This is a genomic window from Micromonospora sp. NPDC003944 (genome assembly GCF_053605225.1).
The window spans coordinates 67,163-92,430 of sequence record NZ_JBSGIV010000023.1; the positions used below are offsets into that span (position 1 = coordinate 67,163).

Sequence of the window (25,268 nt, forward strand, 5' to 3'; positions counted from 1 at the left end):
CTACCTGGTCGTCGTCGAGGCCACACCCGCTCCCAGCAGCGCGGAAACGGTGACGAACGTGTAGCCGCGGGACCGCAGCCCGTTGATCATGTCGGTCAGACCGCGCAGCGCGACCAGCCGGCGGTGCGCCCCCACATCGTGCCCGAGCACGATCGTTCCCGGTCGGACCTCGGCCACGATCCGCCGGGCGTGGCCGGCCGGGTCGCCGGGGAACTCCCGCTCCACCATCTGCAACGACCAGAGCACCAGCCGATAGTCGAGCCGGGCCGCCGCGTGCAGCACCGCCCCGCCCAGGTGGCCGTACGGCGGGCGGAGGAGCACCGGCGGCACCCCGGTCAGCTCGGCGATCGCGTCGTGGCTGCGGCGCAGGTCGTCGTACGCCTCGGCGGCGTCCAACTCGGCCAGGTCGCGGTGGTCCCAGCTGTGGTTGCCCACCTCGTGACCGGCGAGCCGGCCGCGGACGACGTCGGCGTGCCGGCGGACCTGCGTACCGACCATGAAGAAGGTGGCCGGAACCCGGTGCTGGGCCAGGGTGTCGAGCACCATGGGTGTCCACTGTGGTGCGGGGCCGTCGTCGAAGGTGAGGGCCACGAGTCGCTCGGCGGTCCGGCCCGACCAGACCGCCTCCAGCGCGCCGGAGCCGACATCCTGCTGGCCGTTACCGAGGGTGGCACTTGCGGGGCCGCCAGCGATCGGCATCCGGCGATGGGTGACCCACCACGCCTCGGACGCGCCCGCGCCGATGGCCACACCGCTCGCCACCAGCAGGCCACGGCGCAGCAGGTCGCGTCGCCCCCACCCGGTCGCGCCCCCGGCCGTCAGTCCGCCCCGCTCCACCCACACCCCCAGTCATCTACGAGGAGTATGCAAGAAGTTACACAAGGTGTGGGGCGGTCGGGTCGGAGTGTTTTCCGGCAAATGAACCCGGAGCGCCCCCGGCAGGAATCCCGCCGGGGGCGCTCCGTACTGCGCGTCGACCTACTCGGTCGGCTCCGCCGGAGGCAGCGGCGAGGTGCGGCTACGGGGCAGCCGCAACACCTCGAACTGGTCCGTACCCTCCACCAGCGCGGCCGACGGCGCGGGTCGCCCGGTCGACTGCGCCGCCTCGGCCTCGGCCGGGGCCGGCGCGCCGCTCGGCACCGCGACCTGGTTCGGGGCCGGCGCCTCGTCCGTCTCCGTCGTGGTCACCGCCGGGGTGCCGGAGCGCCGCTGTGCGCGCCGCCCCCGCAGCGACTCCTTGGTGTGCTCCACCATCGAGTACAGCGTCGGCACCAGGATCAACGTGAGCAGCGTCGAACTGAGCAGACCACCGATCACCACCACCGCCAGCGGCTGCGAGATGAAGCCGCCCTCACCGGTCAACCCGAAGGCCATCGGCAACAGCGCGAAGATGGTCGCCACCGCCGTCATCAGGATCGGCCGCAGCCGGCGCCGGCCACCCTCGACCACCGCCTCCCGGACCCCCATGCCCTGCGCCCGGTACTGGTTGATGAGGTCGAGCAACACGATCGCGTTCGTCACCACGATGCCGACGAGCATCAGCACACCGATCAGCGCCGGCACACCGAGCGGCGTACCGGTGACAAGCAGCAGGCCGATCGCACCCGTCGACGCGAACGGAATGGAGATCAGCAGGATCAGAGCCTGGGTGAGGCTGCGGAACGTGGCCACCATGATCAGGAAGACGATCGCGATGGCGGCCAGCACCGCCAGGCCCAGGTCCGCGAAGGCATCCGCCTGGTCCGCGCTGACACCACCGATGGTGAAGCTCGCACCCGGCACGTCGATGCCGTCCAGCCGCTTCTGCAACTCCTTGCTCGTCGCGCCCAGGTTCGAGCCGGTCGCCGCGCCGGTGACCGACACGCTGCGCTCGCCGTCGATCCGGGTGACCTGCTGCGGGCCCTCACCCTGGGTGACATCGGCGATGTCGTCGAGCTTGACCGGACCCACCGGCAGTGCCCGCAGCTCCTCCACGGTCATCGGAGGTTGCGCGCCCAACCGGAGCACCACGTTCTGCTGCTGGCCGTCGAGCGCGACCTGACCCAGCGGCGCTCCCCGGAACGCCTGCGACACGAGCTGCCCCACGGCGGCCTCGGTGAGCCCGGCCCGGCCGGCGGCGACCCGGTCGACAGTGACGTCGACCCTCGGCACCCGATCGGCCAGGCTGGTGGAGACATCCTCCACGTCCGGGACGCCGGCCATCGCGGCCCGCGCCTCCTCCGCGGCCCGGGTCAACACCTCCGGGTCACTGGCCTGGACGATCACCTCCAGCTGGCTCGTCGACGCCTCCTGCCCGCCGCCGAAGCTGATCTCACCCACGCCGTCGCCAAGCTGGGCGAACTCCTTGCGCAGCACCTCACGCATCTGCTTGGCGTCGGAGTCACCGTCGAGAGCGAGGGACCAGCTGGCGACGTTGTTGCCGCCGCCGCCCGCCCACGGGTTGTCCCCACCACCCGCGGTCACCTGGTACGTGCCGACGCCGTCGGTGCGGGACAGCACCGCCTCGACCTGCTTGGCCGCCGCGTCGGTAGCCGCCAGGCCACTGCCGGCCGGCAACTCCTGGCTCATGTTGAGGGTGTCCTGGCCGGAGTCGTCCAGGAAGTTGGTCTCCAACTTCTGCGCCAGACCGAAGGTGGCGAAGAGCACCAGCAGGCCGAGCCCGACGGTGATCCACCGGGTCGACCGCTTGCGGGTGGCGAACCCGATCACCGGCAGGTACGCCCGCTGCAACGGGCTGCGCAGCTCCTTCTCCTCCGCGGCGTGCCGTACCGCCTCGTCGTCGGGGGTGCCGCCGCGCGGCTTGAGGAACCAGTACGCGAGGACCGGGATCACGGTCAGCGACACCAGCAGCGAGGCGAGCAGGGCCACCGTCACGGTGATCGCGAACGGCGCGAAGAGCTGGCCCACGAACCCGCCGACAAGCGCGATCGGCGCGAACACCGCCACCGTGGTGAGGGTTGAGGCGGTCACCGCGCCGGCCACCTCCCGGACGCCGGTGATGATGGCGTGCCGCTTCTCCTCGCCGTACTCCAGGTGTCGTTTGATGTTCTCCAACACCACGATCGAGTCGTCCACCACCCGGCCGACCGCGATCGTCAACGCCCCGAGGGTGAGCAGGTTGAGCGAGTAGTCACCGATCCACAGGGCGATCAGCGCGACCAGCACGGAGAGCGGGATGGAGACCGCGGTGACCACCGTCGAACGCACCGACAGCAGGAAGACCAGGATGACGATGACCGCCATCACCAGGCCCAGCAGGCCCTCGGTGGTCAGCGACTCGATCGACTTCTCGACGAACGGCGCCTGGTCGAAGACCACCGTCAGGTCCGCGCCGGAGGCGTCCTTCAGGTCGTCGAGCCGGTCACGGATCTCGTGCGAGATCTGCACGGCGTTGCCGTCGGGCGCCGCGGTGACCGCGATGCCGAGGCTGTCCTTGCCGTTGGTACGGGTGATCGCCGTGGCCGGAGCGAGCTGCTGCTCGACAGTCGCCACGTCACCGAGGCGGACCGGCGCCGGCCCCGGGACGACCACGATGCCGCGCAGGTCCTCGAGGGTGGCGATCGGCGTGCCGACCTGCACCGGGAGGGCCAACGCGCCGTCGGTCACCGCACCGGCCGGAACCGCCACGCCGTTGGTCTTCAGCGCCGCGCCGATCGCCGTCGGCTGGACCTTCGCGGCGGCGAGCTTCGCCGGGTCCGGGGTGACCACCACGACGTCGTCGCGGGTGCCGGTCACCTCGACCGTGCGTACCCCCTCGATGCCCTCCAACTCCGGCACCACCGTCGCGCGCAGCTTCTCGGCGAGCGCCCGCTCGTCCGCCGCGCCGGCCGCGGCAAGCACCACCGCCGGAAGGTCGTCGGTGCTACCCGCGATGACCTGCGGGTCGACGCTCTCCGGCAGCTGGGCGTCGATCCGGCTCAGCGCGGTCTGCATCTTGTTGACCACGTCGTCGAGGTCGGTGCCGAACTCGTACGTGACCTGGACTGTCGCCGCACCCTCGCGGGACGTGGAGGTGACCTTGTCCAGACCGGGAATGCCCTGGAGGGCGTTCTCGATCGGCTCGGTCACCTGCGACTCGACGATCTCGGGGCCGGCGCCGGGGTAGGGGGCCACGATGAACGCGGCCGGGAACTCGAGCGACGGCAGCAGTTGCTGCTTCAGCGACGGAACGGCGAACGCTCCGAACACCGTGGTCACCACCGCGATGAGGGCGATCAGCCCTCGGTTGGCGAGGCTGAATCTGGCGAGCAGCGACATCGGCCTGGCTCACTCCTGAACGAGAATGCGGGCGGGGATACCCGAAAGTGTGCCGGACTCGCCTCTTCCGACCCCCGCCGCCCCCACGCTGTCCCGCCGACCGCGGGCCCCACCCCCGCGCGGTGGTCGTTCAGGCCAGGTCGAGAGCGCGGGCCGCGGCCAGCGGGTCGTTCGCGATGGTCACCGGCGCCGGCGCGGTGGAGATCGCCCACTCCGGGTCCTTCAGCCCGTGGCCGGTCACCGTGCAGACCACTGTGGAACCGGGCGGCACCGCGCCCGCCGCGGCCTGCTGCAGCAGGCCGGCCACGCTTGCCGCGCTGCCCAGCTCGACGAAGACTCCCACCTCGCGGGCGAGCAGACGGTACGCGGACAGGATCTCCCGGTCGGTCACCGACGCGATCAGGCCACCGGAGGTGTCCCGGGCATCCAACGCCTTGGTCCAGCTCGCCGGGTTGCCGATCCGGATCGCGGTGGCGATCGTCGACGGCTCCGGCACCACCTGGCCGGTCACGATCGGGGCCGCACCGGCGGCCTGGAAGCCGTACATCTTCGGGGCCCGGGTGGTGGTGCCGGCCGCCTGCTCCTCCGCGTAGCCCATCCAGTACGCGGAGATGTTGCCGGCGTTGCCGACCGGCAGGCAGTGGATGTCAGGCGCGTCACCGAGCGCCTCGACGATCTCGAAGGCGGCGGTCTTCTGGCCGTGCAGCCGGTCGATGTTGACCGAGTTGACAAGCGCGACCGGGTAGTCCTGGGCGAGCTTGGCCGCCGTCGCGAGGCAGTCGTCGAAGTTGCCGTTCACCTGGAGCAGCTTCGCGCCGTGCACGAGCGCCTGGGCCAGCTTGCCCAACGCGATCTTGCCCTGCGGCACCAGCACCGCGCAGGTCAACCCGGCCCGAGCCGCGTACGCCGCGGCGGAGGCGCTGGTGTTGCCGGTGGAGGCGCAGATGATGGCCTTGTTGCCGGCCTCGACCGCCTTGGACACCGCGAGGGTCATCCCCCGGTCCTTGAAGGAGCCGGTCGGGTTGGCGCCCTCGACCTTGAGGTGCACGTCGCAACCGAGCCGGGCGGAGAGCACCGGCGCCGGCAACAGCGGGGTGTTGCCCTCGTGCAGCGTGACGACCGGCGTGGCCGCGGTGACCGGCAGCCGGTCCCGGTACGCCTCGATCAGACCCCGCCACATGTCGCTCTCCTCGCCTCTGACACCGTGCGCCGACCTCGTCGGGGCCACCTTGGACCACGTTGCCCGAGCTGTCGAGGGCAGACCCGGGCTTACCCATCTGGCGGGACGCGCGAGCAGCCCCGTCGATGGTCCAACGACTCAGGCCCCGCCCTCGACCCGCAGCACACTCGTCACCGACCGGACGATGTCCAGACCGCGCAGCTCACCGACTGTCGCGGCGAGTGCGGCGTCCGGTGCCACGTGCGTGACGATGACCAACTCGGCGTCGCCGTCGCGGCCCGCCGGCCCGCCGGCCGAGCCCTGGCGCACGGTCGCGATCGACACGTCGTGCCGGGCGAACACGCCCGCCACCGAGGCCAGCACACCCGGACGGTCGGCCACGTCCAGGCTCACGTGGTAGCGGGTCAGCGCCTCACCCATCGGCCGGACCGACAGGTCCGCGTACGCGCTCTCGCTTGCCGCGCGCACCCCGGCGAGCCGGTTGCGGGACACCGCGACCACGTCACCGAGCACCGCGCTGGCGGTGGGCGCGCCGCCGGCGCCCCGGCCGTAGAACATCAGCTGGCCGGCCGCGTCGGCCTCCACGAAGACCGCGTTGAACGCGTCGCCGACGCTGGCCAGCGGGTGGCTGCGCGGGATCATCGCCGGGTGCACCCGGACGCTCACTGTCTCCCGGCCGGCGGAGTCGACGCCTCGGGCCGCGATGCAGAGCAGCTTGATCGTGCAGCCCATCGCCTGGGCGCTGGCCATGTCGGCGGCGGTCACCTCGGTGATGCCCTCGCGGTGCACGTCCGCGGCGCCGACCCGGGTGTGGAACGCCAGCGAGGCGAGGATCGCCGCCTTCGCCGCCGCGTCGAAGCCCTCCACGTCGGCGGTCGGGTCTGCCTCCGCGTACCCCAGGGCGGTGGCCTCTTCGAGCGCCTCGGCGAAGCCGGCGCCGGTCGCGTCCATCGCGGAGAGGATGAAGTTGGTGGTGCCGTTGACGATGCCTGTCACCCGGTTGATCCGGTCGCCGTGCAGCGACTCCCGCAGCGGGCGCAGCAGCGGGATGGCCCCGGCCACGGACGCCTCGTAGTAGAGGTCGCCACCGCCCTCGGCCGCCGCGTCGTGCAGGGCCACGCCGTCCTCGGCGAGCAGCGCCTTGTTGGCAGTGACCACGCTCTTGCCGGCGCGCAACGCCTCGACCAGCCAGCCCCGGGCCGGTTCGATGCCACCGACCACCTCGATCACCACGTCCACGTCGTCGCGCTTGATCAGGCCGAGCGCGTCGGTGGTGAACAGGTCCTCGTCGACCGGGAGGTCACCCCGGTCGCGGCCGAGGCGACGAACGGCGATGCCGGCGATCTCCAGCGGAGCGCCGATCCGCGCGGCCAGGTCGGCCGACTGCTCGTGCAGCAACCGGACCACTTCCTGGCCGACAGTGCCACAGCCGAGCAGCGCCAAGCGCACAGGTGACGTCATCCAACATCCAATGCGAGCAGGTCCTCTTCGGTCTCCCGCCGGACGATCAGGCGCGCCTGGCCGTCGCGCACCGCGACCACCGGCGGCCGGGGCACATGGTTGTAGTTGCTGGCCATGCTTCGGCAGTAGGCACCGGTGCCGGGCACTGCGACAAGATCTCCGGGCTGCACGTCGGCGGGCAGGAATTCATCCTTCACCACGATGTCCCCGGACTCACAGTGCTTTCCCACCACGCGGGCGAGCAACGGCTGCGCGTCGGAGGCCCGCGAGGCGAGCGTTGCCGAGTAGGACGCGTCGTACAGGGCGGTGCGGATGTTGTCGCTCATCCCGCCGTCGACGCTGACGTACGTCCGGATGCCGTCGAGGTCCTTGACCGTGCCGACCTCGTAGAGGGTGAACACGGCCGGGCCGACGATGGCCCGGCCCGGCTCGATCGACAGGTGCGGCACGGCCAGGTTCTCCGCCGCGCACTCCGAGTCGACGATCTTGCGCAGCCGCTTGGCCAGGTCCTGCGGTGCGGCCGGGTCGTCCTGGGTGGTGTACGCGATGCCGAAGCCGCCGCCCAGGTCCAGCTCGGGCAGCTCCACTCCCCGGGCGTCGCGGATCTGCGCCTGTAGGGCGAGCACCCGACGGGCCGAGACCTCGAAGCCGCTGGCGTCGAAGATCTGCGACCCGATGTGCGAGTGCAGGCCGCGCAGCTCCAGCACATCCTCGTCGAGGATCTTGAACGCGGCGGTCGCTGCGGCACCGCCCGCGAGGGAGAAGCCGAACTTCTGGTCCTCGTGGGCGGTGGCGATGAACTCGTGGGTGTGCGCCTCGACGCCCACGGTGACCCGGACCAGCACCCGGGGCCGCACCCCGCGCTCCCGGGCCAGCGCGGTGAGCCTGTCGATCTCGGTGAACGAGTCGACGATGATGCGGCCCACCCCGGCATCGAGCGCCCGGCCCAGCTCGGCGACCGACTTGTTGTTGCCGTGGAAGCCGATCCGCTCCGGCGGCATCCCGGCCGACAGCGCCGTGGCCAGCTCACCGCCGGTGCAGACGTCCAGGTGCAGCCCCTCCTCGGCGATCATCTTCACCACCGCCCGGCAGAGGAACGCCTTGCCCGCGTAGAAGATGTCCTCGGTCGGAAAGGCAGCCCGGAAGTCGCGGCAGCGCGACCGGAGATCGTCCTCGTCGAGGACGTACACCGGGGTGCCGAACTCGGCCGCGATGTCGCGGACGCTGAGGCCCGCGACGGCGACCGCGCCGTCCGCGCCGCGCGTCACGCTGCGCGGCCACAGCGTCGGCAGCAGGGCGTTCACGTCCTCCGGGGTACGCAGCCAGGCCGGCCCCCGGTTGCTGATGTCCGCGTGCAGCGCACCAGCCTCATGAGCCCTCATGTCACATCCTCTCGGGTGCGGAGACGCCGAGCAGGTAGAGGCCGTTGGCGATCACCGTGCGGGTGGCGTTGTTGAGCCAGAGCCGTGCGCGGTGCAGGTCGGTGATCTTCTCGTCGCCAAGCGGCAGCACCCGGCAGTTGTCGTAGAAGCGGTGGTACGAGGAGGCGACGCTCTCCTCCAGGTAGCGGGCCACCCGGTGCGGCTCCCGCAGCTCGGCGGCCGTCGCCACCACCGCGGGGAACTGGGCGAGCGCCTTGAGCAGCTCGTTCTCCTTCTCGTGGGCGAGCAGCTCGGGGCGGAACGCGTCGGCGTCGCCCGGAACCAGCCCCACCTCGGCGGCGTTGCGGGCCACGCCCGCCGTCCGGGCGGCGACGTACTGCACGTAGTAGACCGGGTTGTCGCGGGTCGCCCTGGTCCACAGCTCGATGTCGATGTCGATCGGCGAGTCGCTGGAGTAGCGGGCCAGCGCGTACCGGGAGGCGTCCACGCCGATCGCGTCGACCAGGTCCTCCAGCGTGATCACCGTGCCGGCCCGCTTGCTCATCCGCATCGGGGCGCCGTCGCGCAACAGGTTGACCAGCTGCCCGATGAGGATCTCCAGGTTGCGCTCCGGGTCGTCACCGAAGCAGGCGGACATCGCCTTCATCCGGCCGATGTAGCCGTGGTGGTCGGCGCCCAGCATGATCACGACCCGCTCGAAGCCGCGCTCGCGCTTGTCCAGGTAGTAGGCGCAGTCCGCGGCGAAGTACGTCCACTCGCCGTTGGACTTGCGCAGCACCCGGTCCTTGTCGTCGCCGAAGTCGGTGGTGCGCAGCCAGGTGGCGCCCTCGGACTCGTACAGGTGCCCCTGCTCGCGCAGCCGGTTCAGTGCCAGGTCGAGTTCACCCCGGTCGTGCAGGTCCTTCTCGTTGAAGTAGGTGTCGAACTCCACCCCGAAGTCGCGCAGCGAGGAGCGGATCTCGTCGAACATCAGCGCGACGCCCTCGACCCGGAAGACCTCCTGGGCGGCGTCGTCGTCGAGCGAACGCACCTCCGGCCGGCGGGCCTGCACCTCGGCGGCGATCTCGGCGATGTACGCCCCGCCGTAGCCGTCCTCCGGCGCCGGCTCGCCCTTCGCGGCGGCCAGCAGCGACCGGGCGAACCTGTCGATCTGCGAACCGGCGTCGTTGAAGTAGTACTCCGTGCCGACGTCGGCCCCGGTGGCCCGCAGCAGCCGGCTCAGCGCGTCACCGACGGCAGCCCAGCGAACGCCACCGATGTGCACCGGCCCGGTCGGGTTGGCCGAGACGAACTCCAGGTTGATCTTCTCGCCGGCGAGCCGGTCGCTGCGGCCGTACTCCGCACCGGCCTCGACGATCACCCGGGCGAGCTGACCGGCCGCAGCGGCGTCGAGCCGGATGTTCAGGAAGCCCGGCCCGGCGATTTCCACCGATTTGACACCCGCTGCCCGACCCAGCTCGTCGGCCAGGGCCGTGGCCAACTCCCGGGGCGGAACGCCCACCTTCTTGCTCAACTGCAGCGCGAGCGTCGAGGCGTAGTCGCCGTGCTCGGGGTTGCGCGGTCGCTCCACCACCGTGCTCGCCGGCAGCGCGGCGCGGTCGAGCCCCCGCTGCTCGAAGACGGCGTGGGCGGCGGCAAGGACGACCGAGGCTAGTTCTGCAGGAGTCACCCAACCATGTTATCGGGGGTAGACTCGGGCACTCGGCGGCTCCCCTGCGCGTCATCCGGCCCGCCACTCCCCTGACCGACCGACTTGACGAGGCACGATGAGCATCAGCACCCCGGGTGGCCCTGAGCGCCGCCCGACCGTGGTCAGCACCGGCAAGAAGCCGGCCGCGGGCCGGCCGGCGTCCGGCGCCAAGGCCGGTTCCGGCAAGCCGACGGGCAAGCCGGCGGGCTCCCCCCGGGCCGGCGGCAAGGGCCCGCGCAAGCCGGTTACCCCGGTCAAGGTGAGCCAGGGCCGCGCGTGGGGTCCCATCGCACTCTTCGTCGCGGTGGGCGTGCTGGCAGCCGGCATCATCGGGTACGGCGCCTGGGCGTCCTTCCAGGGCTCCAAGCCCTGGGACAAGCGCGCCAACGCCATCGACGGCATCTCCAACATCCGCAAGTCCGACCCCGACAGCCTCGACTACGAGACGCACAAGTCGGGCCCGTTGACCTACAAGTACTCGCCGCCGGTGGGCGGGGTGCACAACGCCGCCTGGCAGAACTGCATGGGCGACGTGTACGACGCCCCGATCGCCAGCGAGCACGCGGTGCACAGCTTGGAGCACGGCGCGGTGTGGATCACCTACCGCCCCGACCTGCCCAAGGACCAGGTCGACAAGCTCGCCGGCAAGGTCCGCGGTGTCGAGAAGATGCTGATGAGCCCGTACGAGGGCCTGGACAAGCCGATCTCCCTCCAGGCCTGGGGCTACCAGCTCAAGGTCGACAACGCGGACGACTCGCGGATCGACGAGTTCATCAAGGACCTGCGCGTGAACGCCTCCGTCGAGGGCCCCACGGCGCTCTGCAACACCGGCATCACCGCCACCGGCACCACGCCGCGTGAGCTCCAGCAGCAGCCCACCCAGTAAGGACGGCAATGACCGCTCCGGCAACCACCGACAGCGAGTACGACGAGATCCCGGCCGCCCCGGACGAGGGCGGCCGGGCCCCGGCGTCGCGCTACGGCGTGCTGGCGCTGGCCGTCATGCTGGTGGTGGGGCTCCTCCTCGGCTACGCGGGCGGTCTGCTCACCCCGCGGCTCACCCGACCCGGTGACGCCTCGGTCGAGGCGGGCTTCGCCCGGGACATGACGACCCACCACGCGCAGGCGGTGGAGATGAGCCTCATCGCGTACCGGTCGGCGACCCTCCCCGAGGTGCGGCAGATCGCCGTCGACATCGCCACCGGCCAGCAGGGCGAGATCGGCGCGATGCAGACGTGGCTGCGCGAATGGGGCCTCAGCCCGACCGGGTCGAAGCCGCCGATGTCGTGGATGTCGGACGGGGCCAGCCTCAAGGACGGCCTGATGCCGGGCATGGCCACACCGGAACAGATGACCGCCCTGCGCAACGCCCAGGGCATCGAGGTCGATCGACAGTTCCTGACCCTGATGTACGACCACCACCTGGGCGGCATCCACATGATCGACGCGGCGCTCGGCGAGACCGACAACGCCGAGGTGGTCCGGGTGGCCGACACCATGAAAGCCACCCAGCAGACCGAACTGAACAACCTCCGGCAGCTCCAGGCGCAAGCCAAGGGCTGACCGACCGCACGGGCACCCGGCCCGCGTCCCCCGCCGATGGTGGGTGACGCGGGCCGTACCACGTCCGCATTACCCCGCCCCACCGTTCGACCCCGTCCACACCGCCGGCCCCCAACCTTGGGCCGACCCCGGATCTCGATTCCGGCCACGTCCTTGGTCGACTCGGGTTGCAGGAAACCGGGCAGTCCACACGAGCGGGACCCCCCGATATTCAGGAACCCGAGTCGATCAAGGCGGGCCCCACACGGCCAGCGATCCCCGGCCGACGAATCATCAACGGCTTGGCGTGATCCGCCCAGCTCCCGAAGTGCACAGGGCGCCTGGCGTTCTCGACGGAATGATCGACTCGGGTTGCAGGAAACCGCGCGGTCCGCCTGGCTGGGATCGCTCGACTTCAAGGAACCCGAGTCGATCAGGCGGACCGCAGCACGCGGCCAGCGGTCCCTGGTCTAAATCCACCACTCGCCTGGCCCCACCCAACGCATCGCAGCCAGGCCCAACACACCCCGGCCCGGCCTAACGCGGCCCGGCAGTGATCGACGCGCCGCGGCCCGACCCAATGCGGTGGCGCTGCGCGGTTCCCAAGGCCCGGACCCTGGCATGATCTACTCCAGGCTCCCAAGGCCCGACCCCTGGCGTGACCAACTCGGGGTTTCCCAAGGCCTGACCCCATGGCGTGATCGACTCGGGCTTCCCAAGGCCTGACCCCATGGCGTGATCGACTCGGGGTTCCCAAGGCCGGGCCCAGCGCGGTGGCGTCTCGGGGTTCCCAACCCTTGGCATGATCAACTCGAGTTCCGGGAAACCGCGCGGTCCGCGCGATCGAGACCCCCCGACTTCCAGGAAATCGAGTCGATCAAGATCGGGCCCGGGCGCCTACCTGACCTCGTCGCCCCGCTTCGTCACTTGTGGGCGTTTTGTGTGGCACAGGCGATTACGTTGCTTAGAGAGTTTTCTCCCCACATATCGTGACCAGTTGCGATTCGGGCTCGTTGCCCAAGACGTGGGGGTTGCACTCAGAGACGCACGGCGTTCGGTCACCAGCTGGTGCCGACGCCACACCATCGGTGGTGACGGGGCGGTGGCAGCCGTCCGTCGCGGACAGCGGCAGGGCGAGCCGGGAATGCTCAGCCGCGAACAGGAACTCGAGTTGATCGACATGCTGCGGGGCGTCCACCCCGACGAGTTCGGCCTGGACGAGGAGCTGTGGACGCGGCAGAGCCTCACCACGCTCATCCAGCAGCGCTTCGACCTGCCGTTGGACGCTGGCGCGGTCGGGGCGTACCTGCGGGCCTGGGGGTTGGGTCCGCGCGAGCCGCGCGAACGGGCCTGCGGGCTCTGCGTGAGCGCGGTCGAGCGGTGGGTCCGCAGCGAGTACCCGGCGATTACCCGGGCCGCTCAGGAGCACGTCGCGGAGGTCTACTGGATCGGCCGGGTCCGTTTGCGCGGCACGATGCCGGCCGCGGACGTGATCTCGGCCGTCTCGTCCCGCGGTCGGGTGCGCTTCATGATCACCACACCGACCGTGGACCCGCCGCTCCCCCGCGACTTCGTGCTGCGACTCAGCGGCGAGGAGCAGCGCACCGCGCACCTCATCGTGGACGGCTCCTGGCCGCGCAACGAGTGGCCGCGCCGGCTTCCGCGCCGAATCGTCCTGCACCCGCTGCCCAGCTGCGGCCGGGCAGTAGCGGCCTGACGACCGAGCGGTAGCAGCGGCCGGACCACCGGACGACAACAGCCCGACCGGCGGACGACAACAGCCCGACCGCCGAGCGGCAGCAGCGGCACGACCACCGGACGACAACGGCCCGACTGCCGGCAGCGGCACGACCGCCGGACGACAACAGCCCGACCGCCGAGCGGTAGCAGCGGCCCGCTCGGCGGACGACAACGGCCCGACCGCCGGACGGTGGCAACCTGCTGGGTGGGCCGGTCGCCGACACGATCGGCTCACCCGATACCGATTCGGCGTACGGAGGGGAGGTTTGCTAGTCTTCTCCAGTCGCTGAGCCCCCGTAGCTCAGGGGATAGAGCACCGCCCTCCGGAGGCGGGGGCGCAGGTTCGAATCCTGCCGGGGGCACCACGAGCACCTTCACCGGGCGCAGGAGCACATCGGCTCCCCGCGCCCGGTTTTTGCATCCGCCACCCGGCAAGATCAAGAATGTCGGCATGCTGTTTCTCGGGCTGATCCTCGCCGCACTGGTCGGAGCGGTCGCCGCGACGATCCTCGCCGTTCGTGGCCTCAGCGCGGTGTTCCGGAAGCAGTCGGGGCGGCTGGGGGCCGCAGCGCTCCTCGCCGGCGCGGGAACAGTCGCTGTGTACGCGTGGGGTCTGCTCAACCTCGGCTACGCGGTGATGCGGGCGGAGGGCGGCGGCACCGACTCCTCCCCGATCGAGCCCTGCCGGGAGGTCGGACCGCAGGTGGCGAGCATGGTCGACGGGTACGACGTCAGCCTTCTTCCGCTGCACTTCGAGTGCCACCTCAGCGGCGGCGGGTCGTACGTCACCTCGTCGGTGCCCGGGTACGTCACCCCGGCCACGGTCGCCCTCGGGCTGGTCACCGTCGCCTGCGCAGCCCTCGCCACCAGGACGGCGAAGAACGCCCCACCCCCGGTCGACTGACCCAGGAGACGATCAGCCGCCGACGTACGCCGCCAGGTGTTCGCCGGTGACTGTGGAACGGGCGGCGACGAGGTCGGTGGGTGTGCCCTCGAAGACGATCCGGCCACCGTCGTGGCCGGCGCCGGGGCCGATGTCGATGATCCAGTCGGCGTGCGCCATGACCGCCTGGTGGTGCTCGATGACGATCACCGACTTACCGGCGTCGACAAGTCGGTCGAGCAGGCCGAGCAGTTGCTCGACGTCGGCCAGGTGCAGGCCGGTGGTCGGCTCGTCGAGGACGTAGACGCCGCCCTTCTCGGCCATGTGGGTGGCCAGCTTGAGCCGTTGCCGTTCCCCGCCGGAGAGGGTCGTGAGCGGCTGCCCCAGGCTCAGGTAGCCGAGCCCGACGTCGGCCAGTCGGTCGAGGATGGCGTGCGCTGCCGGCGTACGTGCCTCGCCGGCGCCGAAGAACTTCTCCGCCTGCGTGACCGACATCGCGAGCACCTCGCTGATGTCGCGACCGCCGAAGCGGTATTCCAGCACCGACGCCTGGAACCGCTTGCCCTCGCAGTCCTCGCAGGGTGCGGCGACGCCCGCCATCATTCCCAGGTCGGTATAGATGACGCCGGCACCGTTGCAGCTCGGGCAGGCACCCTCGGAGTTGGCGCTGAACAGCGCCGGCTTCACACCGTTGGCCTTCGCGAACGCCTTGCGGATCGGGTCGAGCAACCCGGTGTACGTGGCCGGGTTGCTGCGCCTGGAGCCGCGGATCGCGCTCTGGTCGATCGACACCACACCCGCGCCGGCGGGGATCGACCCGTGCACAAGTGAACTCTTGCCGGAGCCGGCGACGCCGGTCACGACGACGAGCACCCCGAGGGGTACGTCGACGTCCACGTCCTGGAGGTTGTTTGCCGTTGCGCCCCGGATCTCCAGCTTGCCGGTGGGCGTCCGCACCGTCTGCTTGAGGGCCGCCCGGTCGTCGAGGTGGCGGCCGGTGATGGTGCCGCTGGTCCGTAGGCCCTGCACGCTGCCCTCGTAGCAGACCGTGCCGCCGTCCGTCCCTGCGCCGGGCCCGAGGTCGACGACGTGGTCGGCGATCACGATGGCTTCCGGCTTGTGCTCGACGACAAGCACGGTGTTTCCCTTGTCGCGCAGTTGGAGCAGCAGCTCGTTCATCCGTTGGATGTCGTGCGGGTGCAGCCCGATCGTCGGCTCGTCGAAGACGTAGGTGACGTCGGTGAGCGAGGAGCCGAGGTGACGGATCATCTTGGTGCGCTGCGCCTCGCCGCCGGAGAGGGTGCCCGCAGGCCGGTCGAGCGACAGGTAGCCGAGCCCGATCTCCTCGAACGAGTCGAGGAGGTGTTGCAGGCCCGCAAGCAATGGGGCCACCGACGGCTCGTCGATGCCGCGTACCCAGGTGGCCAGGTCGCTGATCTGCATCGCGCACACGTCGGCGATGTTCTTACCCTTGATCTTCGACGACCGGGCCTCCGAGCCGAGCCGGGTGCCGGCGCAGTCCGGGCAGGTCGTGAAGGTGACCGCACGCTCCACGAAGGCGCGGATGTGCGGTTGCAACGCGTCGATGTCCTTGGCGAGGAAGGATTTCTGGATCGACGGGATCAGACCCGCGTACGTCAGGTTGATCCCATCGATTTTGATCTTGGTCGGCTCCCGGTGGAGCAGGTCGTGCAGCTCCCGCTTGGTGAACTTGGCGATCGGCTTGTCCGGGTCGAAGTAGCCGCAGCCGCGGAAGATCCGGCCGAACCAGCCCTCCATGCTGTAACCCGGGATGGTGATCGCGCCCTCGTTGAGCGAGAGGTTGTCGTCGTAGAGCGCCGACAGGTCGATGTCGGTCACCGCGCCCATGCCCTCGCACCGCGGGCACATGCCGCCGAGTCGGTTGAAGGTCGCCTTCTCGGTCTTGGTCTTGCCGGCGCCACGATCGACGGTGATCGCACCCGTCGCCTTCACCGACGGGACGTTGAAGGAGTACGCGTTGGGCGAGCCGATGTGCGGCTGGCCGAGCCGGCTGAACAGGATGCGCAGCATCGCGTTGGCGTCGGTGGCGGTGCCCACGGTGGAGCGGGAGTTGGCGCCCATCCGCTCCTGGTCCACGATGATCGCCGTGGTCAGGCCGTCTAGCAGGTCGACCTCGGGCCGCGCCAACGTCGGCATGAAACCCTGCACGAAGGCGCTGTAGGTCTCGTTGATCATCCGCTGCGACTCGGCCGCGATGGTGCCGAACACCAGCGAGCTCTTGCCGGAGCCGGAGACACCTGTGAACACCGTCAGCCGCCGCTTCGGAATCTCGACGCTGACGTCCTTGAGGTTGTTCACCCGCGCGCCCTGCACCCGGATCAGGTCGTGGCTGTCGGCGACGTGCGGGGTGGACGGCTGGGGGGCCGTGCTCATCGTGTCTCCATCTGTCGGGCGCGGGACTCAGCGGACTTCCTGGATGCGGACCATGTTGCCCGCCGGGTCCCGGAAGGCACAGTCGCGTACGCCGTACGGCTGCTCGGTCGGCTCCTGGACGACCTCGGCGTCGCTGGCCTCCAGCTTGGCGAAGGTGGCGTCGAGGTCGGTGGTGGCCAGGTTGACACCGAAGTAGCTGCCCTTGGCCATCAGTTCGAGGATGGTCTGTCGTTCGTCGTCGGTGATGCCGGGGTTGGCGGCCGGCGGGTGCAGGACGATCGCGGTGCTGGGCTGGCCGACCGGCCCGACGGTGATCCAGCGCATCCCCTCGTACCCGACGTCGAGGCGGACCTCGAAGCCGAGGATGTCGCGGTAGAAGACCAGGGAGGCCTCCGGGTCGGTGTGCGGAAGGAAGCTCGAGTGAATGGTGATGTCCATGCTGGTCACGCTAGTTGCGGCGCGGTGACCCGCGCTTCTCGATTCCTGACCGGTCTGGTCACCTGCTTCGCCACGCACGACGGCATTCCCGCCGTCGCCTGCGCCGCCTGCCGCCGGTAGACGCTCGGCGGCACGCCCACCAACTCGGTGAAGCGGGTGCTGAAGGTGCCCAACGACGAACAGCCGACCGCGAAACAGACGTCGGTGACGCTCAGGTCGCCACGGCGCAGCAGGGCCATCGCCCGCTCGATCCGCCGGGTCATCAGGTAGCTGTACGGAGATTCGCCGTAGGCGAGCCGGAACTCTCGGCTGAGGTGCCCGGCGGACATGTGCGCGCCACGCGCCAGCGCCTCGACGTCAAGCGGCTGCGCGTACTCCCGGTCGATCCGGTCGCGGACCCGGCGCAGCCGCGCCAGGTCGCCCAGTCGCTGGGTCGCGTCGGGTTTGCTGCTCACCTGCGAAATCGTGCCACAACCCACCGACAATCGGCCGCGCGCCAGGCGCGAACGGTAGCTGTCGGAGCAGGTCAGCCGGCGCGAGCGGGGGGCCGACGGGGCAGCTCAGCCGGCTTCGCGGCGGGCGCGGGCCCGGCGCTTCCCCTCATGCATGGCCTGTACCCGGGCCACCGGGATGGTCCGCCCCTCGGCGACCAGATCGGCGGGGAGTGGTTGCGGGGCCGGCATCAGCGCGGCCCACGGGTCAGCGTCGGCGAGCAGCGCTGGCGCGGTCCGGATGGTGAAGTCGGCGGGGGTCACCTCGGTCAGGTCGGCCCAGTCGACCGGGAACGAGACCGGCACCCCGGGACGCAGCCGGGGGCTGTACGCGGCGGCAACTGTCGCCCCGCCCGCCCGGGTGGCGTCCACGAAGACCCGGCCACCGCGGTCCTCCTTGATGTACGCCGTGGTGGCCAGCGCCGGGTCGAGCCGCTCGGCGCGGACGGCGAGCGCCCGGGTGGCGGCGGCCAACTCCTCGGCCGTGGGTTCGTCGGTCACCGGAACGAAGACGTGCACGCCCTTGGCACCGCTGGTCTTGACGGCGCCGGCCAGACCGGCGTCGGCGAGCGCCTGACGGACCAGCAGGGCGGCGTCGACAGCCGCGCGGAACCCGTCGCCGTCCGGCGGGTCGAGGTCGAGAACCAGGTGGGTCGGGCGGTGCAGGTCCGCCACGGTGGCAAGCGTCGGGTGGTACTCCACCGCCCGCTGGTTGGCGAACCAGAGCAGGGTGCGGCGGTCGTCGCAGAGGGCGTACGAGATCTCCCGGTGCGAGGCCTCCGCCCAGACCGGCGCCCGGCGGACCCAGTCCGGGGTGTAGCGGGGCAGGTTCTTCTGCATGAACGGCGGCTGGCCGGGGCGGACCCTGATCACCGACAGCGGCCGGCCCCGCAGGTGCGGGAGGATCCGGTCGGCGACCGCGTCGAGGTAGTCGACCAGATCGCGCTTCGTCGCGTCGTCGCGGTCGGACAGCGGCTGGTCCAGGTTGGTCAGGGCCACGCCGTCCCGGGTCTCGTCAGCCTTGGTCACCCGACCACCCTCCCGGCCCGACTGCCGCCGGTCAACCGGACGCGGCGCTTCGGTACGAATCGGTTCCGGTACCCACCGTGGCCGGGCCGGACGGGTCGGCGGCCGACGACGGCCCCGCCGGGCGTCGGGGCAGGGTGGTCAGCGCCACCAGCCACGCGGCGACCACGAGACCGGCGGCCACGGCGAAGGCGGTCCGGTAGCCGCCGGCGAGCGCGGCGGCCTCGGCCCAGCCGGCGGCCCGGAGACCGTCGCTGCGGGCGGCGGCCAGGGTGGCAAGCGCGGCCAGGCCGACCGCGCCACCGACCTGTTGGGTGGTGTTGGCCAGGCCGGACGCGAGCCCGGCGTCCGTGTCGGTCGCGCCGGCCATGGCCAGGGTGGTGACCGCCGGCAGGGTCAGGCCGCCGGCCACCCCGAAGATCAACATCGCCGGGAGTACGTCCACGACGTAGACGCCGTCGACCGGGAGCCGGGCGAGCAGGAGGAAGCCGGCGGTCGCCAGGACGAGCCCGACCAGCAGGACGCTCCGGGCACCCCACCTGGCGATCAGCCGACCGGCCAGGCCCAGTGAGACCACGGCGATCACCACCGGGGTGGGCAGGAAGGCCCAGCCGGTCGCGGCGGCGTCCAGCCCCAACACCAGTTGCAGTTCCACGGCGAGCAGGAACTGGAACCCGAAGTACGCGCAGACCATGAGGAACTGCACGGAGTTCGCCGCCACCAGACCCGGGACGCGCAACACCCGGGACGGCACCAGCGGGGTCGTCGCCACCCGTTGACGCAGCGCGAACCCGCCGAGCAGCAGCGCCGCGAGGGCCACCGCGCCGAGCGTCCGAGGGCTGGTCCAGCCGTGCTCGCCGGTCCCCACGATGCCCAGCACGGCGGCCATCAGACCGGCGGTGGCAAGCAACGCGCCGGGCAGGTCCAGGCCGGCCCGCAGGCCGATCCCCCGTTCGGCCGGGAGGCGACGCAGGGCGGCGAACAGGATGACCGCTCCGATCGGCACGTTGACCAGGAAGATCGTCCGCCAACCGGCGGCCTGGGTGAGCACCCCTCCGGCGACCGTGCCCACCGACGCACCGGCCGCGCCGGTGAAGCTGAAGACGGCGATGGCACGGGCCCGCTCGGCCGGTTCGGGGTAGAGCCGGACGATCATGCCGAGGCTCACCGCCATGGCCAGCGCCCCGCCGACACCCTGCCCGAACCGCGCCCCGACGAGCAGGGCCGGCCCGGTGGCGACGGCGCAGGCCAACGACGCCGCCGTGAAGAGCGTTACGCCGGCCAGGAAGACCCGCCGTCGGCCGAGCAGGTCGCCGAGCCGACCGGCGAGCAGCAGCAGCCCGCCGAAGGCCACGAGGTACGCGTTGACGACCCAGGCCAGGCCGGCGGGGGTGAAGCCCAGGTCGCGCTGCACGGCGGGTAGCGCCACCGCGACGACGGTGCCATCCAGAATGATCATCAGGCTGCCGGCGCAGAGCACCAGCAGCGCCGGCCAGCGGGATGGAACGACACGGTCCACGAGATTCCTCCTTGGTGCACGGTTTGTTACCGAGGTCATCGTCTGTGACCATGAACCGGAGCGGAAGGAGGCACTTTGATGTCCCAGAGGAACAGCGATGTGTCCGCGCTGGTGAAGGCCGAGCTGACCTGCACGGCCGAGAACGTGCCGTTCACCCCGGGCCAGGCTCGGGCGTGCACCGTCCGCGAGGTTCTGGACCGGGTCGGCGGCAAGTGGAGCATCGGCATCCTCGTGGCCGCCTCGCACGGGCCGGTGCGGTTCACCGAGCTGGAGCGGGACGTCGAGGGGATCAGCCGCCGGATGCTCACGCTGACGCTGCGCAACCTGGAACGGGACGGCCTGCTGCACCGCACGGTCTACCCGACCGTCCCGCCCAAGGTCGAATACACCGCCACCCCGATGGCGCTGGAGCTCTACGAGTCGCTTGTCGCGCTGACCAGCTGGGCCGAGCGGCACCGCCGGGCCATCGCCGAGGCGCGGACCAGGTACGACGCCCAGCACGCCGACTGAAACCCGCTCGGGGTGTGGTGAACGCCACCGCTTCCGTCTGACCGATCGGTCAGGGTCTGACCGATCGGTCAGGCATGCTGGTCTGCGGGAGGTGGACCCGGCATGGTCAGAGCGGTACCCGACACGCACGGCGAGATCCTCGCCGCGGCGGCGCGGCGGTTCACGGTGACCGGCTACCGGGGCACCTCCCTGCAGGACATCGCCCGCGAGGTCGGATGCTCCAAGGCCACCGTGCTGTACCACTTCGCCAACAAGGAAGCCCTTCTCGCCGAGCTGATGGCACCCGCGATCGGCGTCCTTCGCGACCTCGACGACCAGCTCACCGGCCTGACCGGAGCGGCCGCCCAGGAGGTCGCCGCCCAGGGCTTCGTCGACCTCGCGGTCCGGTTCCGGCAGGAGATCGCGGTACTACGCGGCGAGTTCCCCGAGCTGCTGTGCCAGCCGGCCTTCGCGCACATCCAGCAGATCTCCGACCGGCTGCGGGACGCCCTCGCCGGGCACTCCGACCGGCCGGGCGCCCGGATCGCCGCGCTGGTGCTGCTCGCCGGCATCTCCGAGGCGTGCGCCGAGTTCGCCGACATCCCCGACGACGAACTGCGCCTCGCCCTGCTCACCCTCGCCCGGCGGGCCGTCGAACCCGTCGACACAGCCCTGCCCCATCCACCCACGACCGAGGACAAGGACTCCTGATGGCCACCCTGCTCTACCGGCTCGGCCGGGGCGCGTTGCGCCGGCGACGGCTCGTCGTCGCGCTCTGGCTCGTCGTACTCGTCGTCGCCGGCCTGGCCGCGGCGACCCTGCGCGGCCCGACGGCGAGCAACTTCACCATGCCCGGCACCGAGAGCCAACGCGCGCTCGACCTGCTGGCCGACCAGTTCCCCGCGGCGAGCGGCGCCACCGGCACCATCGCGATCAAGGCACCCGCCGACGGCCAACTGGCCACCCCGCAGGGTCAGGCCGTGGTGCAGGAACTCGTCCAGCAGGCGTCGACACTGCCCGGCGTGGTCGGCGCGGTCAACCCGCTCCAGGTCGGCGCGGTCTCACCGAACGGCCGGTACGCGCTGGTCCAGGTCCAGTTCGCCACCGGCGGGGACGACGTCACCGACGCGCAGCGCACCGCGTACGAGCAGGTTGGCGCGGCGGCCAAGGCACAGGGCTGGCAGGTCGCACCGGGCGGCGAGGTGCTCGGCGGTGAGCCGGAGATCGGTTCCACCGAAGCGCTCGGCGTCCTCGTCGCCGCGATCGTCCTGATCATCACGTTCGGCTCCCTGGTCGCCGCCGGCATGACGATGCTCAACGCGCTGATCGGCGTGGGCGCCGGCATGGCCGGCCTGTTCGCGCTGAGCGGCGCCATCCAGCTCACCAGCACCGCACCGATCCTGGCGCTGATGCTCGGTCTCGCGGTCGGCATCGACTACTCGCTCTTCATCACCTCCCGGCACCGGCAGAACCTGCTCGACGGCCTGTCCCCGGAGGAGGCGGTCGGCCGGGCCGTGGGTACCGCCGGCTCGGCCGTGGTCTTCGCCGGCGCGACAGTGGTCATCGCCCTGGCCGGGCTCGCCGTGGTGGACATCCCGTTCCTCACCGTGATGGGTCTCGCCGCCGCCGGCACGGTCACCGTCGCCGTGCTCGTCGCCATCACCCTCCAGCCGGCGCTGCTCGGTTTCGCCGGCCGTCGGGTGCTCCCCCGCCGGCTGCGTGCCGTCCCCACCGCCACCGCCACCGCCACCTCCGACGAGGACGACTCGGACGTCACCGACCGGCCGACCGCGCCGACGACGACGACCACGACCGAGGACCGCAACCGGTTCGGCTTCCGCTGGGCACGGATGATCACCCGCTTCCGCGTACCGGTCATCCTGGTCGGTCTGCTCGGCCTGGGGCTGCTCGCGCTGCCCACGCCGGACATGCGGCTGGCCCTGCCGGGCGCCGCGACGGCCGCCGTCGGCTCACCCGCCCGGGTGGCCAACGACCTGACCGTCGAGGGCTTCGGAGCAGGCTTCACCGGCCGGCTCGCGGTGGTGGTCGCCGGTGACACGCCACAGGCCACCTCGGCCGCCGTGCCGCAGGTCACCGCCCTGCTCCAGCGCACCGAGAACGTCCTCGCGGTGGCACCGCCGCAGCTCAGCCCGGACGGCCGGACCGCGCTGCTCGGCGTGGTGCCGAAGACCGGCCCGACCGACGAGGCCACCGAGACCCTGGTGCACGACATCCGCGGCGCGGTGAGCGGAATCTCCGACGCGGACGTGCTGCTCACCGGCGTCACCGCGATCGGCATCGACGTCTCCGAGAAGCTCTCCGACGCGCTGCCGGTCTACCTGCTGCTGGTGGTCGGGCTCTCGGTGCTGCTGCTGATGCTCGTGTTCCGCTCTCTGCTGGTGCCGGTCAAGGCGGCGCTGGGCTTCCTGCTCACCGTCGCCGCCACGTTCGGCATCACGGTGGCCGTCTTCCAGCAGGGGCACCTCGCCGACCTCGTCGGCCTGGACACGCCCGGCCCGCTGATCAGCTTCCTGCCGATCCTGCTCATCGGCATCCTGTTCGGCCTCGCCATGGACTACGAGGTGTTCCTGGTGTCGCGGATGCGGGAGGACTTCGTCCACGGTGAGACGGCCCGACAGGCCACCATCAGCGGCATGGGGCACGGCGCACGGGTGGTCACGGCCGCCGCGCTGATCATGATCTCGGTCTTCGGGGGCTTCGTCTTTCTGGAGGACCCGGTGATCAAGTCGATGGGCTTCGCGCTCGCCATCGGTGTCGCCATCGACGCGTTCGTGGTCCGGATGACAATCGTCCCGGCGGTGATGTCACTGCTCGGCGACCGCGCCTGGTGGCTGCCCCGCTGGCTCGACCGCGCCCTGCCCAACGTGGACATCGAAGGCGAGGGCCTGCGCTCCCACCTCGAAGACCGCACCCCGACCCACGTCTGACCCGCCCCACCCGGTCGATCATGGAGTTGTGGTGCCCGTCGTGCCCCGATCAGAGGCCTTCGTCCAGCACCACAACTCCATGATCGCCGCAATGAGGCACGACCGACCGTGGGTCAGACGCCCGCCGGGTAGGTCTGCATCTCGCCCGGGACGGCCGGCACCGGCAGCGGGTGCAGAGCTGTGGTGTCGTCGCACCAGATGAACGCGTCGTAGCGGTCGCCGAGCCGTGTCGGCACGTAGTTGCCCCAGGACTCGAACGACGGGTCGTAGACCACCCCGATCGCCCGGTGGTCCACGGTGTCGGTGACCCAGCCCGGCTGGTCGTCGCCGCCGAAGATCAGCACCGCCCGCTCCGGCATCAGCTCGTGCAGCCGCCGCTCGATCGACCCCTCCCGGGCCGGGGGCACCACCATCGCCTCGGGCGGCGACCCCCAGCGGGGTGCGGCGATCACCGTGCCCCGGTAGCTTCCGAAGCCGACCAGGGCCACCGCGTCCTCGCCGTGCCGCTCCCGGGCCAACTGACCGATGTTGACCATCCCGTCGGCGGCCATGTCGGTGGCCCGCGCATCCCCGACGTGCGTGTTGTGCGCCCAGACGATGCCCCGGGCATCCGGGCCGTAGCGGTCCAGCAGCCGGTCCAGAGTGTCCTGCATGTGGGTGTCGCGGATGTTCCACGAGTCGGGCCCGCCGGCCACCATCGCCCGGTAGTAGCGCTCGGCACCGGCCACCACCTCTGCGTTCTGCCAGGCCGAGAAGCGGTCCGGGCCATCGGAGAGGGCGTGTTCACGGGTCCGGGCGAGCAACCGGACGACCTCCTCCTCACAGCGGGCGGAGACGAACCGGCTTGCCGCGCCGTACTCCTCGACCCTCCTGCCGTACGGCTCGAAGCACCGGTACGCGTCCTGCGCCGCCTCGAGTGACTTCGGGTCCTCCTCCCCCAGGTAGTCGAAGATCGCCTGCATCGACTCCCAGAGGCTGTACACGTCGAGCCCGTGGAACCCGGCCCGTTGCTCCTCCGGCCGCTCCACGTTCCAGGAGCGCAGCCAACTGGCGAACCGGGCCACCTCGGCATTGGCCCACATCCAGGTCGGCCATCGCTCAAACTGGTCGAGTGCGAGCTGCGGTTCGAGTGCGCCACCCGGGGCGGCCGTCACCGAACGGTGCACCCGATCACAGTCGGGCCAGTCACCCTCCACCGCGACGAAGGAGAAACCACACTCCGCGATGAGCCGGCGGGTGAGCTGCTCACGCAACCGGTAGTAGTCGTAACTGCCGTGGGTGGACTCGCCGATCATCACCACCCGGGCGTTCCGAACGCGCTCCAGCAACGGGTCGAAGTCGCTCGGCGCGCCGAGCCGCTGAACCAGCATGCCAGCGGCTACCCGGCCGCCGCTCCGGCAAACCGTGGGCGCGTCGCGGGCCGACACGCCGGCCGCCGGGCCGTCGTGGCTGCCGACCAAGCCGGTGTACGACCACCGCGAGCGGGTAGCCGGCCGACATGACCGTCACCGGGGTGCAGTTGCAGGAGTACCTGGCCGGGCTCGACTACCCGGTCTCCCGGGAGGACCTGATCCGCTGGGGCCAGGAGAACGGGGCCAGCACAGCAATGCTGCAGATGCTGCAAGCCCTACCAGCAGACCAGTTCAACTCCCCCGACGAGCTGAACGCAGCCCTCTCCACCCCCACCTAACCCACCTCACCCACCGCGCCCAACCCCCCCACCCCCACCCCACCCCGACCCACCGCGGTGATCAAGAGGTTTGCGTCATGCCGACGGCGTGTCGTGACGCAAACCTCTTGATCACCG

At 71.2% G+C, this 25,268-nt stretch carries 20 protein-coding genes and 1 tRNA gene; 9 read left to right on the forward strand and 12 right to left on the reverse strand.

Annotated elements, in window-relative coordinates:
- From ACWER9_RS14185 to argS, 6 genes are all read right to left on the reverse strand, one after another.
- Nucleotides 1–837 (reverse strand): polysaccharide deacetylase family protein, encoded by an 837-nt coding sequence (locus ACWER9_RS14185; protein ID WP_452302240.1) that lies wholly within the window; start codon nt 835–837, stop codon nt 1–3.
- A gap of 141 nt (nt 838–978) precedes the next feature.
- On the reverse strand, nt 979–4,257 hold the full coding sequence (locus ACWER9_RS14190) for an efflux RND transporter permease subunit (protein ID WP_452302241.1): 3,279 nt from the start codon (nt 4,255–4,257) through the stop codon (nt 979–981).
- A 130-nt stretch (nt 4,258–4,387) separates the two neighbouring features.
- Nucleotides 4,388–5,437, reverse strand: a complete 1,050-nt coding sequence (gene thrC / locus ACWER9_RS14195) for a threonine synthase (RefSeq protein ID WP_452302242.1) — start codon at nt 5,435–5,437, stop codon at nt 4,388–4,390.
- 138 nt (nt 5,438–5,575) lie between these two features.
- Complete coding sequence (locus ACWER9_RS14200; RefSeq protein WP_452302259.1) at nt 5,576–6,886, reverse strand: homoserine dehydrogenase; 1,311 nt, start codon at nt 6,884–6,886, stop codon at nt 5,576–5,578.
- A gap of 8 nt (nt 6,887–6,894) precedes the next feature.
- Nucleotides 6,895–8,280, reverse strand: coding sequence for a diaminopimelate decarboxylase (gene lysA, locus ACWER9_RS14205; protein WP_452302243.1), 1,386 nt, complete (start codon nt 8,278–8,280; stop codon nt 6,895–6,897).
- Nucleotide 8,281: 1 nt separating this feature from the next.
- Complete coding sequence (gene argS / locus ACWER9_RS14210) at nt 8,282–9,949, reverse strand: arginine--tRNA ligase (RefSeq protein WP_452302244.1); 1,668 nt, start codon at nt 9,947–9,949, stop codon at nt 8,282–8,284.
- A 97-nt stretch (nt 9,950–10,046) separates the two neighbouring features.
- Here argS and ACWER9_RS14215 point away from each other — a divergent pair, with 97 nt between their 5' ends.
- The 5 genes from ACWER9_RS14215 (at nt 10,047) to ACWER9_RS14235 (ending at nt 14,156) form a co-directional block, all read left to right on the forward strand.
- Nucleotides 10,047–10,856 carry a DUF3105 domain-containing protein gene (locus ACWER9_RS14215; protein WP_452302245.1) on the forward strand — a complete coding sequence of 270 codons (810 nt, stop codon included), beginning with the start codon at nt 10,047–10,049 and terminating at the stop codon, nt 10,854–10,856.
- An 8-nt stretch (nt 10,857–10,864) separates the two neighbouring features.
- Nucleotides 10,865–11,533 (forward strand): DUF305 domain-containing protein, encoded by a 669-nt coding sequence (locus ACWER9_RS14220; RefSeq protein ID WP_452302246.1) that lies wholly within the window; start codon nt 10,865–10,867, stop codon nt 11,531–11,533.
- Between the two features lie 1,003 nt (nt 11,534–12,536).
- Nucleotides 12,537–13,229: a winged helix-turn-helix domain-containing protein gene (locus ACWER9_RS14225; RefSeq protein ID WP_452302247.1), complete on the forward strand. Its 693-nt coding sequence runs from the start codon at nt 12,537–12,539 to the stop codon at nt 13,227–13,229.
- Nucleotides 13,230–13,542: 313 nt separating this feature from the next.
- Nucleotides 13,543–13,617: transfer RNA gene (locus tag ACWER9_RS14230), tRNA-Arg, on the forward strand.
- Between the two features lie 86 nt (nt 13,618–13,703).
- Entirely contained in the window at nt 13,704–14,156 is a 453-nt protein-coding gene (locus ACWER9_RS14235) for a hypothetical protein (protein ID WP_452302248.1), read from the forward strand.
- A 12-nt stretch (nt 14,157–14,168) separates the two neighbouring features.
- On the opposite strand, the gene ACWER9_RS14240 is transcribed toward ACWER9_RS14235, so the two are convergent.
- From ACWER9_RS14240 to ACWER9_RS14260, 5 genes are all read right to left on the reverse strand, one after another.
- Nucleotides 14,169–16,550 carry an ATP-binding cassette domain-containing protein gene (locus tag ACWER9_RS14240; protein ID WP_452302249.1) on the reverse strand — a complete coding sequence of 794 codons (2,382 nt, stop codon included), beginning with the start codon at nt 16,548–16,550 and terminating at the stop codon, nt 14,169–14,171.
- A gap of 27 nt (nt 16,551–16,577) precedes the next feature.
- Nucleotides 16,578–16,988 (reverse strand): VOC family protein, encoded by a 411-nt coding sequence (locus ACWER9_RS14245; protein WP_238657381.1) that lies wholly within the window; start codon nt 16,986–16,988, stop codon nt 16,578–16,580.
- A 5-nt stretch (nt 16,989–16,993) separates the two neighbouring features.
- Nucleotides 16,994–17,443: a helix-turn-helix transcriptional regulator gene (locus ACWER9_RS14250; protein ID WP_196919518.1), complete on the reverse strand. Its 450-nt coding sequence runs from the start codon at nt 17,441–17,443 to the stop codon at nt 16,994–16,996.
- A 105-nt stretch (nt 17,444–17,548) separates the two neighbouring features.
- Nucleotides 17,549–18,508: a non-homologous end-joining DNA ligase gene (ligD, locus tag ACWER9_RS14255; RefSeq protein ID WP_452302250.1), complete on the reverse strand. Its 960-nt coding sequence runs from the start codon at nt 18,506–18,508 to the stop codon at nt 17,549–17,551.
- A 31-nt stretch (nt 18,509–18,539) separates the two neighbouring features.
- Nucleotides 18,540–20,024: an MFS transporter gene (locus ACWER9_RS14260; RefSeq protein ID WP_452302251.1), complete on the reverse strand. Its 1,485-nt coding sequence runs from the start codon at nt 20,022–20,024 to the stop codon at nt 18,540–18,542.
- Between the two features lie 78 nt (nt 20,025–20,102).
- Between ACWER9_RS14260 and ACWER9_RS14265 the strand changes: the two genes are divergently transcribed.
- The 3 genes from ACWER9_RS14265 (at nt 20,103) to ACWER9_RS14275 (ending at nt 23,461) form a co-directional block, all read left to right on the forward strand.
- Entirely contained in the window at nt 20,103–20,534 is a 432-nt protein-coding gene (locus tag ACWER9_RS14265; RefSeq protein ID WP_452302252.1) for a winged helix-turn-helix transcriptional regulator, read from the forward strand.
- A 102-nt stretch (nt 20,535–20,636) separates the two neighbouring features.
- Nucleotides 20,637–21,224, forward strand: a complete 588-nt coding sequence (locus tag ACWER9_RS14270; protein ID WP_452302253.1) for a TetR/AcrR family transcriptional regulator — start codon at nt 20,637–20,639, stop codon at nt 21,222–21,224.
- On the forward strand, nt 21,224–23,461 hold the full coding sequence (locus tag ACWER9_RS14275) for an MMPL family transporter (RefSeq protein WP_452302254.1): 2,238 nt from the start codon (nt 21,224–21,226) through the stop codon (nt 23,459–23,461). Before ACWER9_RS14270 ends, ACWER9_RS14275 begins: the two co-directional genes overlap by 1 nt.
- Before the next feature lie 113 nt (nt 23,462–23,574).
- On the opposite strand, the gene ACWER9_RS14280 is transcribed toward ACWER9_RS14275, so the two are convergent.
- Nucleotides 23,575–24,831, reverse strand: coding sequence for an erythromycin esterase family protein (locus ACWER9_RS14280; protein ID WP_452302255.1), 1,257 nt, complete (start codon nt 24,829–24,831; stop codon nt 23,575–23,577).
- 128 nt (nt 24,832–24,959) lie between these two features.
- Here ACWER9_RS14280 and ACWER9_RS14285 point away from each other — a divergent pair, with 128 nt between their 5' ends.
- Nucleotides 24,960–25,151 carry a DUF2795 domain-containing protein gene (locus ACWER9_RS14285; protein WP_452302256.1) on the forward strand — a complete coding sequence of 64 codons (192 nt, stop codon included), beginning with the start codon at nt 24,960–24,962 and terminating at the stop codon, nt 25,149–25,151.
- Nucleotides 25,152–25,268: the final 117 nt, after the last annotated feature.

Bases quoted from the DNA above. Each gene is read 5' to 3' on its own strand.
- ACWER9_RS14190 (WP_452302241.1), bottom strand. From the start codon at position 4,257: ATGTCGCTGCTCGCCAGATTCAGCCTCGCCAACCGAGGGCTGATCGCC.
- thrC (WP_452302242.1), bottom strand. From the start codon at position 5,437: ATGTGGCGGGGTCTGATCGAGGCGTACCGGGACCGGCTGCCGGTCACC.
- lysA (WP_452302243.1), bottom strand. From the start codon at position 8,280: ATGAGGGCTCATGAGGCTGGTGCGCTGCACGCGGACATCAGCAACCGG.
- ACWER9_RS14215 (WP_452302245.1), top strand. From the start codon at position 10,047: ATGAGCATCAGCACCCCGGGTGGCCCTGAGCGCCGCCCGACCGTGGTC.
- ACWER9_RS14220 (WP_452302246.1), top strand. From the start codon at position 10,865: ATGACCGCTCCGGCAACCACCGACAGCGAGTACGACGAGATCCCGGCC.
- ACWER9_RS14235 (WP_452302248.1), top strand. From the start codon at position 13,704: ATGCTGTTTCTCGGGCTGATCCTCGCCGCACTGGTCGGAGCGGTCGCC.
- ACWER9_RS14240 (WP_452302249.1), bottom strand. From the start codon at position 16,550: ATGAGCACGGCCCCCCAGCCGTCCACCCCGCACGTCGCCGACAGCCAC.
- ACWER9_RS14245 (WP_238657381.1), bottom strand. From the start codon at position 16,988: ATGGACATCACCATTCACTCGAGCTTCCTTCCGCACACCGACCCGGAG.
- ACWER9_RS14265 (WP_452302252.1), top strand. From the start codon at position 20,103: ATGTCCCAGAGGAACAGCGATGTGTCCGCGCTGGTGAAGGCCGAGCTG.
- ACWER9_RS14270 (WP_452302253.1), top strand. From the start codon at position 20,637: ATGGTCAGAGCGGTACCCGACACGCACGGCGAGATCCTCGCCGCGGCG.
- ACWER9_RS14275 (WP_452302254.1), top strand. From the start codon at position 21,224: ATGGCCACCCTGCTCTACCGGCTCGGCCGGGGCGCGTTGCGCCGGCGA.
- ACWER9_RS14280 (WP_452302255.1), bottom strand. From the start codon at position 24,831: ATGCTGGTTCAGCGGCTCGGCGCGCCGAGCGACTTCGACCCGTTGCTG.
- ACWER9_RS14285 (WP_452302256.1), top strand. From the start codon at position 24,960: ATGACCGTCACCGGGGTGCAGTTGCAGGAGTACCTGGCCGGGCTCGAC.